The organism is Microbacterium sp. NPDC057659 (genome assembly GCF_042799915.1).
Classification (GTDB): Bacteria; Actinomycetota; Actinomycetes; order Actinomycetales; family Microbacteriaceae; genus Microbacterium.
The window spans coordinates 477,340-490,228 of sequence record NZ_JBHVHU010000002.1 but is presented as its reverse complement, the minus strand read 5'-3'; the positions used below and the strand labels follow the sequence as shown (position 1 = coordinate 490,228).

The 12,889-nt window shown below is 68.8% G+C and carries 10 protein-coding genes; 4 read left to right on the top strand and 6 right to left on the bottom strand.

Translation table 11 applies throughout. From position 1 onward, the window contains the following. Positions 1 to 84: 84 nt before the first annotated feature. Positions 85 to 2,121: an ATP-dependent helicase gene (locus ACFVAE_RS10935; protein ID WP_378891679.1), complete on the bottom strand. Its 2,037-nt coding sequence runs from the start codon at positions 2,119 to 2,121 to the stop codon at positions 85 to 87. A gap of 176 nt (positions 2,122 to 2,297) precedes the next feature. Here ACFVAE_RS10935 and ACFVAE_RS10930 point away from each other — a divergent pair, with 176 nt between their 5' ends. Next, positions 2,298 to 2,891 (top strand): hypothetical protein, encoded by a 594-nt coding sequence (locus ACFVAE_RS10930; RefSeq protein WP_378891676.1) that lies wholly within the window; start codon positions 2,298 to 2,300, stop codon positions 2,889 to 2,891. Positions 2,892 to 2,992: 101 nt separating this feature from the next. Here ACFVAE_RS10930 and ACFVAE_RS10925 read toward each other — a convergent pair whose 3' ends face one another. The 4 genes from ACFVAE_RS10925 to ACFVAE_RS10910 form a co-directional block, all read right to left on the bottom strand. Then, a complete protein-coding gene (locus ACFVAE_RS10925) occupies positions 2,993 to 4,765 on the bottom strand; it encodes a dipeptide ABC transporter ATP-binding protein (protein WP_378891673.1) in 1,773 nt (590 codons plus the stop codon). 31 nt (positions 4,766 to 4,796) lie between these two features. Further along, positions 4,797 to 5,798, bottom strand: coding sequence for an ABC transporter permease (locus tag ACFVAE_RS10920; protein WP_378891670.1), 1,002 nt, complete (start codon positions 5,796 to 5,798; stop codon positions 4,797 to 4,799). A gap of 1 nt (position 5,799) precedes the next feature. Further along, a complete protein-coding gene (locus ACFVAE_RS10915) occupies positions 5,800 to 6,879 on the bottom strand; it encodes an ABC transporter permease (RefSeq protein ID WP_378891667.1) in 1,080 nt (359 codons plus the stop codon). 79 nt (positions 6,880 to 6,958) lie between these two features. Then, positions 6,959 to 8,593, bottom strand: a complete 1,635-nt coding sequence (locus ACFVAE_RS10910) for an ABC transporter substrate-binding protein (protein WP_378893541.1) — start codon at positions 8,591 to 8,593, stop codon at positions 6,959 to 6,961. Positions 8,594 to 9,004: 411 nt separating this feature from the next. Between ACFVAE_RS10910 and ACFVAE_RS10905 the strand changes: the two genes are divergently transcribed. The 3 genes from ACFVAE_RS10905 to ACFVAE_RS10895 all read left to right on the top strand — a co-directional run bounded on the left by ACFVAE_RS10905 (position 9,005) and on the right by ACFVAE_RS10895 (position 12,300). Beyond that, the gene (locus tag ACFVAE_RS10905; protein ID WP_378891665.1) at positions 9,005 to 11,143 is read left to right on the top strand and encodes a peptidase M6; all 2,139 of its coding nucleotides are present in this window, start codon (positions 9,005 to 9,007) and stop codon (positions 11,141 to 11,143) included. Positions 11,144 to 11,224: 81 nt separating this feature from the next. After that, entirely contained in the window at positions 11,225 to 11,731 is a 507-nt protein-coding gene (locus ACFVAE_RS10900; RefSeq protein WP_378891663.1) for a hypothetical protein, read from the top strand. Then, positions 11,731 to 12,300, top strand: coding sequence for a TlpA family protein disulfide reductase (locus tag ACFVAE_RS10895; protein WP_378891661.1), 570 nt, complete (start codon positions 11,731 to 11,733; stop codon positions 12,298 to 12,300). Before ACFVAE_RS10900 ends, ACFVAE_RS10895 begins: the two co-directional genes overlap by 1 nt. Here ACFVAE_RS10895 and ACFVAE_RS10890 read toward each other — a convergent pair. Continuing rightward, a complete protein-coding gene (locus ACFVAE_RS10890) occupies positions 12,287 to 12,853 on the bottom strand; it encodes a hypothetical protein (protein WP_378891659.1) in 567 nt (188 codons plus the stop codon). The two genes, ACFVAE_RS10895 and ACFVAE_RS10890, sit on opposite strands and share 14 nt — an antisense overlap. Positions 12,854 to 12,889 lie beyond the last annotated feature (36 nt).

The window sequence follows — 12,889 nt, the reverse complement described above, 5'->3', positions numbered from 1 at the left end:
CGCCGCCTCCACGTTTCCCGACACCGAGGAGCTCTCCGAGGAGCTCTGACCGCGGCACGGGCTGGGGGCCGGTGGCCCTCGCGGTCACGCGAACAGGTCGTCGAACTCGTCCAGTCGCACGCGGGCGGCCGGCACCGACGCACCGGCCGGCACCGGCTCGCTGCCCTGCACCTCGCCGGTCGCGGTGTCGACGGCGTCCATCAGTGCCCGGGCCTCGGCGGTGAGGAAGCGGCTCGGCTTGGCGATGACGTGCTTGGCCAGGAACGAGGTCGGATGCGTGGGCAGCCGCGCCGGCGCGTACACGTCGAGGGTGTCGCGGGCACGGGTGAGGCCCACGTAGAACAGCCGCTGCTCCTCGACGAGTCCGGCCGGTGACGACAGCGCCATGTCCGAGGGCATCGCGCCGTCGGTCGCGCGGATCACGTGCACGGCGCTGAACTCCAGCCCTTTCGCCGAGTGGATCGTCGAGAGCGTCACCCAGTCCTCGTCGAGGTGCGGCTTCTTGGCCCAGTCGCCTGAGACATCGACCGGGTCGATGGCCTGCTCGCTGACGAAGGTGCGCAGGTCCGGCTGCCGGGCCGCTGCCTCGGCGATGCCGTCGACGTCGGTCACCCGGCGCTGCCAGTCCGGGTAGTGCGCGCGCAGCAGCGGGTCGACCGCCGCCCGGCACGCCTCGACCAGCTCTGGCACGGTCGTCGTGGCATCCACGGCGCCCAGTAGGGAAAGCGTCGACGCAAGGCCGGTGCGCGCCTTCGCAGGCGCTGCGGCGACGGCATCCGATGCCCGCTCCATGCCGCCGTCGGCGAGGATCGCCGCGAGGCCGCGCGCGGAGGACTTGCCGATCGCGCGGTGCCGGGTCAGCAGCCGGTACCAGGACACCTCGTCGGAGGGGTTGAGCACCACCCGGAATCCGGCCAGCAGGTCGCGCACGTGCGCCGTCTCGAGATAGCCGATGCCGCCGAACTTGTGGAACGGGATGTTCCGCACCTTCAGCTCGACCTCGAGGAGCGCGCTGTGCGAGCCGGTGCGCATCAGCACCGCCTGCTCGCGCAGCGGCAGGCCGTCGGCGTGCGCCTCGAGGATGCGGTCGGCGACGGTGCGCGCCTCGTCGTCGGCGTTGCGGCACACGACGAGGGAGGGCCGCATGCCGGCATCCGGCCGATCTGCGCGCAGCCGCAGCCCGAGCTCGCCGGGGCGCACCTCGTTCGCGAGGTCGAGGATCGGCTGGGTGGAGCGGAAGTTACGCTCCAGCCGCACGAGAGTGGTGTCGGGAAAGGCGGATGCCAGGTCGAGCAGGTGCCCGGCGCTGGCGCCGCGGAAGCCGTAGATCGCCTGTGCGTCATCGCCGACGACTGTGAGACCGCGCCCGTCGGGGGCGAGTCCGCGCACGATGTCGACCTGCAGGCTGTTGACGTCCTGGTACTCGTCGACGAGCACCCAGTCCCACCGCGCGCGCAGTCGCGAACCGACGTCGGGATCGCGCACCAGCGCCCGCCACGCGATGAGCAGGTCGTCGAGGTCGAGCAGGCCGCGCTCACGCTTGCGGGCGCTGTAGTGCCGCAGCAGCGCGAGGATGTCGTCGGCGTGCTCGAGCCCCCAGGGGAACTGCTCCTCGATGACCTTCCGCGCCGGGATCCCGGTGTTGATCGCGCGTGAGCCGATGTCGGCGATGGTGCGGGTGGTCGGCAGCCGCTTCTCGGTGCCATCGAGGCCGAACTCCGACCTGAGCAGGTCGAGCAGGTCGATGACGTCGTCGGGGTCGAGCACCGTGACATCCGCCAACCCGAGGTGCTGCGCGTGCTCGGCGATGATGCGGTGCGCCACCGCGTGGAACGTGCCGCCCGCGATGCGCTGGGCCGCCTGCGGGTCATCGCACAGCGCGGCCGCACGGCCGATCATCGATGCCGCTGCGCGTCGGGTGAACGTCAGCAGTAGGATGCGCTCCGGCGCCACCCCCGCCTGCAGCAGCCGCGCGACCCGTGAGGTGAGCACCCGCGTCTTGCCGGTGCCCGCGCCGGCGGCGATCACCAGCGGCCCGTCCCCGTGCTCGACGGCCTGCAGCTGGGCGGCGTCGAGTCCGGCGAGCGCGTCGCTGTCGTTCGTCAGGGTGGTGTCGGTCACGCGAGCGACGGTACGCGAGGGCTCGGACATCGAGGGCGCCCCGCTCGCCCACGGGAGGAGGCCTCGCCTTCGGGAGGAGGACTCTACCGCGGTCCTCCTCCCGCGCCCGCGAGTTCCGCCGGAGCGCGTGCGACCCGACACTGGCGATGTCGGTGAGCACTCGATAGCGTCAACGCATGAACCGCACGGCCAGGATCGCCACCTGGGTGGCGTCGGCTGCCATCGTGGCGGGACTGGTCGCCATCGCCTCGCCCGCGATCGGCGGGATGCTCGCCTCCTCGCCTTCCCCGACCCGGGCCTCGGGCTCCTCGGAGAAGCCCACTCCGGTCACGACGACGCCCGCAGAGGTGCGCGTCAGTCCCACGCCCACGCCGACGCCGGTCGCCGCCCCCGAAGACCCGTGCCCATCGCCGCGCCCGTCGATCTCGCTGGTGCAGGACGGCAGGAGGACCGGCTACTACAACGAGGGTGGCGGCACCGTCACCGGGGTGCTCGACGGCGAGCTGACCGACCTCGGGCCGCGGGAGTTCGCAAAGGGCACCGTGAAGCGCAACGCGGCAGGTGAGATCGTCAGCTACACGGTCGCGCCAGGCGACGTGTACGACCTGATCTACGAGCGCTTCTGCTTCACCGACTATTACAGCGTCATCAGCTACAACAACGGCCTGGAGCCGCTGCGCAGTCGCCCCGCGTACCGCGGCCTCCAACCCGGAGACGTCCTCATCCTTCGCCCCGATCCCGCAGTTCGGTGGCGCCCTCCCGCCTATTGAGGCCCCAGGGCACGGATGCTGAGAAACCAGTTCCCGCACGAGAAACACGCTGCGGAGCGGTTTCTCGTGCGGGAACTGGTTTCTCGAGGGATGCGCGCGGGCTACCGCCGGCGGACCGACTCCCACTGCGCGCGACGCTCGGCCTGAGTCACGGGGTCGGGCACGGGCAGTGCCGCGAGCAGCTCGCGGGTGTACGGGTCGCGCGGATCACCGAGCACCTGGGCCGCAGTGCCCTGCTCCTTGATCTCGCCCTGCTGCAGCACGATGATGCGATCCGACACGGCATCGATCACGGCCAGGTCGTGGCTGATGAACAGCGACGCGAAGCCCAGCTCGGCCTGCAGCTGCGTGAACAGCTCGAGCACCGTCGCCTGCACCGACACGTCCAGCGCACTGGTCGGCTCGTCGGCGATCAGCAGCTTCGGGTCGAGCGCGAGGGCACGGGCCAGCGACGCGCGCTGACGCTGACCGCCGGACAGCTCGTGCGGGTACCGGTCACCGAAGTTCGTGGGCAGTCGCACCGCGTCGAGCAGCTCGTTCACCCGCGGACGGGCGGCCGACAGGCTGGATGCCCGCCCGTGCACCACGAGCGGCTCGGCGACGCACTCCGCGATCGTCAGCAGCGGGTTGAAGCTGGTCGCCGGGTCCTGGAACACGAATCCGATCTGCGGGCGCAGCGGCGTGAGAGTGCGCGGCTTCGCGCCCTTCATCTCGTGCCCGAGCACGGTCAGCGATCCGCCGAGCACCGTGGTCAGGCCCACGACCGCGCGCCCGATCGTGGTCTTGCCCGATCCGGACTCCCCCACCAGACCGACGACCTCGCCGGGCGCGACGTGGAAGTCCACACCCTTCACGGCCACGACCGCACCCCGGCCGAAGCGGCCCGGGTACCCGATCTCGGCGGCGGATGCCACGATCAGACTGCCCGCGGGGACGGGCGGCGCCACGTGCGGTCCTTCGTCTCGCTGCGCTCGCTCAGGATCCGAGGTGGTGGACTGCGCTCGCTCAGGATCCGAGGTGGTGGACTGCGCTCGCTCAACGACCGGAGAGGAAGCGACCGACGCGGACTTGCCCTGCCCGACGTGCGGGACGGCGGCCAGCAGCTTCCTGGTGTACTCCTCGCGGGGGTTCGCGAACAGTTCCCGCACGGGGGCCTCTTCGACGATGTCGCCCTGGTACATCACGATCACGCGGTCGGCGAGGTCGGCGACCACACCCATGTTGTGCGTGATCAGCACGATCGTCGCGCCGAACTCGTCGCGGCAGGTGCGCAGCAGGTCGAGGATCTCGGCCTGCACGGTGACGTCCAGCGCGGTGGTCGGCTCGTCGGCGATGATCAGCCCGGCGTTCAGCACCAGCGCCATCGCGATCACGATGCGCTGCTTCTGGCCGCCCGAGAACTGGTGCGGGTAGTCGTCCACGCGCTGCTCGGGCGAGGGGATGCCGACGCGCCGCATGATGTCGATGGCCCGCTCCCGGGCATCCTTCTTCGACAGCTTCGTGTGCGCGCGGATGCCCTCGGCGATCTGCCAGCCCACGGTGTACACCGGGTTCAGCGCGGTCGACGGCTCCTGGAACACCATCGCGGCATCGCGCCCGCGCATCGCGCGCAGCTTCGCGTGGGAGGCGTGCACGATGTCGGTCTCCCCGCCCTCACGGCCCCGCACGATCACGGCGCCCGAGGTGGTGGCGGTCTCGGGCAGCAGGCCCAGCAGGGTGTTCGCGGTGACGGTCTTGCCCGACCCGGACTCGCCGACGATCGCGAGCACCTCACCGGCGCTCGCACTCAGCGAGATGCCCTTCACCGCCTCGACGGGCTCGCCGTCGGTGGCGAACACGACCCGCAGGTCGCGGATCTCTGCGACATCGGTCACTTCGGCTCCCTCCGGTCGCTCAGTACGCGCATCACTTCTTGCCTCCTGCGCGACGACGGGTGCGCAATCGCGGATCACTCAGGTCGTTCAGGCTCTCGCCCACGAGGGTGATGCCCAGCACCACCAGCACGATCGCGACACCGGGGAAGACAGCCGTCCACCAGATGCCGCTGGTGACGTCGCCCATGGCACGGTTCAGGTCGTAGCCCCACTCGGCCGCGGCCGTCGCCTCGATGCCGAAGCCCAGGAAGCCGAGACCGGCGAGGGTCAGCAGCGCCTCCGAGGCGTTCAGCGTGATCAGCACGGGCAGGGTGCGCACCGAGTTGCGCAGCACGTGGCGCAGCAGGATGCGGTGGGTCGGGACGCCGATCACCTTCGCGGAGTCGACGAACGGTTCGGCGCGCACGCGCACCACTTCGGCGCGGACCACACGGAAGTACTGTGGAACGAACACCACCGTGATCGCGATCGCGGTCGCCATGATGCCGCCCCAGAGGGTCGACTTGCCCTGGCTGATCACGATCGACATGACGATCGCGAGCAGCAGCGACGGGAACGCGTAGATCGCGTCAGCGATCACGACGAGGATGCGATCGAGCCATCCGCCGAAGTAGCCCGAGATCAGGCCCAGCGCGATGCCCAGGAAGATCGAGCACACGATGGCGGCGATGATGACCAGGAGCGCGGTCTGCGCACCCCAGATCACGCGCGAGAGCACGTCGAAGCCCGAGACGGTCGTGCCGAGCAGGTTCATCGCGTTCGGCGGCTGCTGCGTGCCGAACGAGACTCCGTCGGCGGTCTGCTGCTGCGCCCAGGTGTACGGGGCGAGCACGCCGGCGAACACGGCGACGAGCACGAACACGGTGCAGATGACCAGGCCGGTGACCAGCATCCCGCGCTGCAGGCCGACGCTCTGCCGCAGGTGCGAGACCACGGGCAGCCGCTCGGTCCAGCGCTTCTTCTGCGGCGGAACCGAGGCGAGCGCCTCCGTCTTCGGGGTGGGCAGGTCGGTGGATTCGGGGATGACACCCATGTCAGTACCTCACCCTCGGATCGATGGCCGCGGCGACGAGATCGACGATGAAGTTCGTCACCGCGACGACCACGGCGATCATCACGACGATGCCCTGCACGGCGACGAAGTCACGCGCCTTCAGGTACTCGGCGAGCATGAACCCGATGCCCTTCCACTCGAAGGTGCTCTCGGTGAGCACGGCGCCGGCGAGCAGCATCGCGATCTGCATGCCCATCACCGTGATGATCGGGATCAGCGCGGGCCGGTAGGCGTGCTTGGTGAGCAGACGGTACTCGCTGACACCGCGGGAACGGCCGGACGTCACGTACTGCTGCCCGAGCGTGCCGATGACATTGGTGCGGATCAGGCGCAGGAACACGCCGGCTGTCAGCAGGCCCAGCGCGATCGCCGGCAGGATGGCGTGCTGCAGCACGTCGCCGATCGCGGCGCCGTTGCCGAGCCGGATCGCGTCGAGCAGATAGATGCCCGTGGGGGTGTCGATCCCTGCCATGAGCAGTTCGGTGCGGGTGCTCCCTCGGCCTGAGACGGGCAGCCAGTCCAGCCACACCGCGAAGATCAGCTTGAGCAGCAGACCCGCGAAGAAGATGGGGGTGGCGTAGGCGAGGATCGCCATCACGCGCAGCGTGGCATCCTGCCAGCGGTCGCGACGGTAGGCAGCGATCAGGCCGAGCGGGATGCTGATCAGCAGCGCCACGATGAGGGCGTAGATCGCGAGCTCCAACGTGGCCGAGCCGTACTGGAGCAGGATCTCGGTCACAGGACGCCGGTCCGTGAGAGTCGTGCCGAAGTCGCCGCGCAGCAGGTTGCCGAGGTACTCGAAGTACTGCACGAACAGCGGACGGTCGTACCCGGCATCGTGGATGCGCTGGGCGAGCTGATCGGCGGGAAGACGGCCGCCGAGTGCGGCGGTGATGGGATCGCCGGTGATCCGCATCAGGAAGAAGACCGTCGTCACGAGGATCAGGACAGTGGGGATGATGAGCAGCAGCCGGATCACGATGTAGCGCCACAGTCCGCCGCCGGCGGAGCGGCTGCGGGGCAGAACCGGTGTGAGGGCGTCGACGGAATCGACGGTCATGGGGTACCTTCTTGCGTTCTTCGGGCGAGCGCATCCCGGGGATGCCGCATCGCTGCGGCATCCCCGGGAGCGGAACGCGTTACTTCGTCAGCGGCGCGTACCGGAACTTGAACGAGGCGTCGAGGGTGGTGCCCTTCACGTCCTTGCCCACGATCGCGACCTGCTTGCCCTGCAGGATCGGCAGCGTGGACAGGTCCTTCGCCACCATCTCCTGGATCTGACCGATCTGGTCGAGGCGCGCGGCCTGGTCGGTCTCGGTCTGCTCCTTGACGATGGCGTCGTTGACGGCCTTGTTGTCGTAGTGGTTCGCGAGGAAGTTCTCGGTCATGAAGAACGGCGACAGGTAGTTGTCGGCGTCCGAGTAGTCCGGGAACCAGCCCAGCTGGTACATCGGGTACACGTCGGCGGTGCGGTCCTTGGAGTACTGCACCCACTCGGTCTGCTGCAGGTTGACCTTGAACAGGCCGCCCTTCTCGAGCTGCGTCTTGTACGCGGCGTACTCGTCACCCGAGGACGGGCCGTAGTGGTCGCCGTTGTACTGCAGGTTCAGCGTGACCGGGGTCTGCACGCCGGCATCCGCCAGCGTCTTGGCCGCCTTGTCGGCATCGGGTGCGCCGTTGCCGTCGCCGTAGAGGTCCTTCAGCGGCGTGGTCGCACCCGGCATGCCCTCAGGCACGTAGGAGTACAGCGGGCTGTAGGTGTCCTTGTAGACGTCCTTCGCGACCGCGGCGCGGTCGATCAGGTCGGCCATCGCCTGGCGCACGGCGAGCGACTTGGCCGCGTCGGCGTCGGAGGTCTTCACGCCGAACGGCATCGTGTCGATGTTGAACGTGATGTAGCGGATCTCGCCGCCGGGTCCGTCGACGACCTTGACCTTGTCGTTCTTGCCGAGGTCCTCGACGTCGGTGGCCGACAGGCTGCGGAACGCCACATCGATGTCGCCGTTGCCGATCGCGAGCTTCAGGTTCGAGGCGTCCGCGTAGTACTTCGCCTGCACGCTGGTGTTCTCCGCTGCGCCGAGGCTGCCCTTGTAGTCGGGGTTCGGCTTGTACGAGACGAGCTCGTTCACCTTGTAGGAGTCGATCGTGTACTGACCGGCGAACGCCTTGCCCTTGACGATGTCGTCGTCGCTGGTGACCTTGTCGGGCGAGAAGACGTCCTCGTCGACGATGGGGCCGGCCGGGCTGGAGAGGATCAGCGGCCAGATCTGGTCGTTGCCGTTCTTCAGCGTGAAGACGACGGTGGTCTCGTCGGGGGTCGCGACCGAAGCGAGGTTGTTCAGCAGCGAGGACGGGCCGTTCGGGTCGGCGATCTTCAGCATGCGGTCGAACGTGAACTTCACGTCGCTCGAGGTGAGGTCGTTGCCGTTGGCGAACTTGAGGCCCGACTTGAGCTTGACCGTGTACTCGGTCGGCGCGGTGAACTCGGCCGACTCGGCGATGTCGGGGCTGACCTCGGCGGTGCCGTACTTGCTGTTCAGCAGGAACGGGTAGATCTGGTTCATCACGGCGAAGGAGCCGTTGTCGTACGAACCGGCCGGGTCGAGCGAGACGATCTTGTCGGTGGTGCCGACGACGACGTCGCCGCCGCCTCCGGAGTCCCCGACCTTGTCACCGGTGTCACCGGTGCTGGTGGCGCAGCCGGAGAGCACCAGTGCGGTGATTCCGAGCGCTCCGACCGTGGTGAGAAGGCGCCCACGCCTGGATGTCTGCATTGACATAGATGTATCCCTTGGTGTCGGGTCCGATCACCGCCAGTGCCCGCAGAGCGGCTTCACCCTGCAGCACCACCCAGCGGCGGTCGTTCGTTGCTGTGTGCGCCGGTGGAGCCGACGTGGGTTCAGCTTATACTAATATTCTACTTGCGCCTAGAGGTCGGGTGTCTGCTTTGACACTGATCTCGGGCGCTTTCTGTATTTATATGACTTGAGCTGGTTTTTATCGTCGTTTTGACGCCTCATTCCCGCAGGCCTCACATCTGATTCCTAGATTTCTCTTCATGAACTCGCAGATCAGTGCAATGCTACTGACGTTGCCCGAGGTCACCGAGGATCTCTCGATCCGCTCGTCAACCGACGACGAGGCGAGTCGCGCGCAACACCGAACCGAAGCGAATGGAGAAAGCCTTGGCATCCTCATCGACCGACCGCCTTCCGCGGTCAGGCAGACGCCGAGCGGCTGCCGCGCTGGTCGTCGCCGCCACAGCGGCCAGCATGATGCTGCTCGGCGGCGGTGGCGCCCAAGCGGCGAATGACCGCGGCATCGATCCCGACGTCCTGAATCCGGTGGACCCGCAGAACTGGGTCAACATGGACGACATGACCTGGGACGACTACACCCCGATCCCTGGCACCGACTGGGCCGACAAGACCACCGGCTCGAAGCGGCACTTCAACGGCGCGATCGTCCTGCTCGATTTCCAGAACCAGGACTTCGTGATCAGCCAGAAGGAGAACGCCGACGTCTTCGGCACGCCCTCGGGACTGGCGAACTCCGTCCCCCGTGAAGACGTCCCGGAGTTCTACCGCAACCTGCTGAACACCCCCAACGAGCTCAACCACGGGCGCACCATCAACGAGTACTGGATGGAGCAGACGGGCGGACGCCTCAGCGTCGACCTGAAGGCGTTCGGTCCCTACCGGATGCCGGGCAACATCGAGGAGTACGGCCTGAACGACTCGTTCAACAAGCCGAACGCCGCGTTCTGTCCCAAGGGCGACACCTGCAACAAGGACATCCGCACCGACGCGCTGAAGCTCTGGGGTGCCGACATCGGCAACTCCAACCCGCTCGGCGAGTTCGACGAGGTGTTCTACGTCACGGCCGGACACGACGAGTCCAGCACGTGGGAGGAGTTCGGTCAGATGCTCTTCCCGACGAAGGAGGACGTGACCGACGAGTTCGGTCCGCCGCGCGATGCCGACGGCAAGGCCTACGACCAGAACGGCAACGAGATGGCCAACTGGGTCAAGACCCGGTACGTCCCGTGGACGAGCTGGGCCGCAGCCGTCAGCCACTGGCCGAACGCCAACTTCCCCGTCACCGACGGCAGCGGCAACGTCATCCGCGCCGGCAACTCGACGCAGGCCGAGTCCAGCGGCATGGGCACGTTCGCGCACGAGTTCTCGCACATCCTCGGGATCGCGGACAACTACGGCAACCCGTACGGCACCGACAACGCCGACGGCGGACCGCTGCGCGACACCTCCGGCCCGTTCGACGTGCTCGCCCGCGGATCGTTCAACGGCCCCGGCGGCACTCACACGCGCTGGAACGTCCCCTCGGTCGCGGGTGGCTCGCAGCCGGCCGGCGTCGCGCTGCGCAACCGCATCAAGCTCGGCATGATCGACACGTCCAGCTACATCGACCTGACGCGCAGCGAGCTGTCGGCGCTGGGCTCGATCACCACCGATCTGCAGTCCCGCGAGCTGCAGGAGGACGGCGTCACGCTCGGCGTCAACCTGAAGCTCGACGGCGGAGACAAGAACGTCTGCGACCGCCGTGCGAAGGGCTTCTGGGACTGCGACGGCGGCGGGTACGACAACTACACGCTCGAGGTGATCGACCGCATGGGCACGGACTCGTTCCAGCCCGACAGCGGCGTGATGATCGCCAAGACGAAGAACGCCGACCGCAACCCGTTCATCTGGACGATCGACGCCAACCCGCAGGACATCGACACGCTCGACTACGTGCGCGCCGACGGCGTGCCGGTGCCGATCACCCGCGGTGACCAGCGTCAGCTGAACGACGCGCTGTTCCACGCCGGCAACGACTCGGGCTCGGAGTTCGAGTACGTCGACGAGGTCAACCGCCTGCACTTCTACATCGTGGACCGCAAGGTCGACGACCGCGGCATCCTGCACTACAAGGTCGCCGTGCGCTCGCTGGACGGCGCGGGCCCGCAGGCCCGCGGCGTGCAGATCGGCAAGGGCGCGTGGTCGGGCAAGATGCAGGACGGCCTGCGCGCGCTGACTGTTCCGGTGACCAACACCGGCGCGGCCGTGTCCGACGCCCGTGCGAACGGCGACATCTACCGGGTGACCACCTCGTTCAGCGGGGCGAAGGGCGCCTGGGAGGTGCAGACTCCGAGCTCCATCGTCACCGCCCAGGCGGGCGAGACGATCAAGGTGCCGGTGTACGTGAAGCGCACGGGGAACTCCTCGAACGCGAGCGGGACGGTCACCGTCACGATCACGAGCGAGAACGACCCGACGGCCACCCAGACCGTCACCTACAAGATGAACGCGGCGAACGGGAACTGACCCGAGCGCACTTCGCGATCGATGAGCACGTGGTGTCCCGCCGCAGGGCGGGGCACCACGTGCATCGGGAAGGATGTCAGGATGACCACTCCGACGCAGCGGCGACCCGCACGCGCCGGCGCCGGCTCGCTCGCGACCATCGCCGCCGTCGGTGCGCTCATCGGCGGCCTGACCGGATGCGCCGGACCCGCCGACGCCGCGGGTGGCGACGGCGACGCGGTCCTGATCGTCCGGGACGGCGCTCTGCGCGCGCCCGACTCCGACTGCTCGGGCTCTGCCCGATACCTCTTCGTGCACTCCGGTGCGGTGCTGACGATCTCCGAGGGCGAGGACGTGGTGACCGAGCTCACCCTGCAGCCGGGCACGGCGCAGCGCGCCGATGACAAGGACTACGGCACCGTCGCACGCGTCCCCACCTTCTGCGAGTTCTCCTTCTCTGCTGCCGAGTTGACGGCCGGCACGACCTACACGTTCCGGATCGGGGACCGATCCCTCGGCGAGGCCGAGTACCAGCGAGACGACTCCGGGCCCTTCCGGCTCGGATACCCGGCACTGGGCGATCCCTCGTCCGTGCAGGAAGGCGAATGATGACCGCACGCACCCGCGCCGCTGCCCGCTTCGCGGCGGCAGCTCTGCTGATCGGCTCCCTGATGCTGGCGGGCTGCTCTCAGAGCCCTCGCGGCGGCGCCGACGCACTGCCGTCGCAGACACCCTCTGCCGACCGCTTCGTGGCCGCGGCGGATGCCGTGCCCGCACCGAAGGCGACGGGCGAGCTGGTCGACGGCACGGAGGTCGACCTCGCGTCGCTGTGGACGGCGCGCCCGCTGGTGCTGCAGTTCACGTCGACGTGGTGTACCCAGTGCACGGACCTCGAGTCCGACCTGAGCGCGCTCTCCAGCGAACTGGGCGACGACGTGCTGGTGGTCCACATCGCCCTCGACGAGCCGAGCGACACGATCCAGACGTATCTGAAGGACAGCGACGTGACCGGCCCGGTGCTGGTCGACCGCACCGGCGCCATCTGGCGGGACTACGCGGTCAAGGAGCCGCCGATGACGGCACTCGTCGACACCTCCGGCGGCATCGTGCGCATGTGGCCTGGCGGCGCCTCGGGCGACCAGCTGCGCGAGGCGCTGGCGACGATCACCGCCGGCTGAGCACCGCTCCGATCCGGTCGGACGACGACCGCAGCGAGGCGGCGGACAGCGCCAGCCGCTCGATCTCACCCGGCCCCGCGATGTCGACGTCGGCGGTGTCCGCTCCCGCCGTCCAGGCCTCGGCGTCCAGCCTGGCGCGCCGCAGCACGGTCGAGCGCGACAGCCGCGGCCCGACGACGCGCAGGCGGTGTCCGCCGTGCGCGACACGGCATCCCCAGGTCTGCAGGGTCTCCACGCGCACCTCGGCGCCGGCGCGCTGCAGGGTGCGGTGAAGGCGGTCCGACAGAGGCCAGCTCAAGCTGACGTCAGCGGGAGAGCCGGTGCGCACCACGGCCAGCAGCACCCGCAGCAGTTCGCGCAGCTGGGTTCCCTCCGCGGCGCGGATCGCGAGCGGCTCCCTGAGCGGCGGACGGACGGACAGCGCCTGCCATGCCCGACGGTCGGTGAGGATGGCACCGCGCAGGTCGTCCGCGACCGCATGACTCAGCGACTCGTGGGCCGCGTCGACGATGTCGTACAGCACGCGATCGACGCCGGTGGGCTCGATGCTCACCGATCCTGCCGCTGACGTACGTCGAAGAGCGGTCGA

Bases quoted from the DNA above. Each gene is read 5' to 3' on its own strand.
- ACFVAE_RS10930 (WP_378891676.1), top strand. From the start codon at position 2,298: ATGAACCGCACGGCCAGGATCGCCACCTGGGTGGCGTCGGCTGCCATC.
- ACFVAE_RS10920 (WP_378891670.1), bottom strand. From the start codon at position 5,798: ATGGGTGTCATCCCCGAATCCACCGACCTGCCCACCCCGAAGACGGAG.
- ACFVAE_RS10915 (WP_378891667.1), bottom strand. From the start codon at position 6,879: ATGACCGTCGATTCCGTCGACGCCCTCACACCGGTTCTGCCCCGCAGC.
- ACFVAE_RS10910 (WP_378893541.1), bottom strand. From the start codon at position 8,593: ATGCAGACATCCAGGCGTGGGCGCCTTCTCACCACGGTCGGAGCGCTC.
- ACFVAE_RS10900 (WP_378891663.1), top strand. From the start codon at position 11,225: ATGACCACTCCGACGCAGCGGCGACCCGCACGCGCCGGCGCCGGCTCG.
- ACFVAE_RS10895 (WP_378891661.1), top strand. From the start codon at position 11,731: ATGACCGCACGCACCCGCGCCGCTGCCCGCTTCGCGGCGGCAGCTCTG.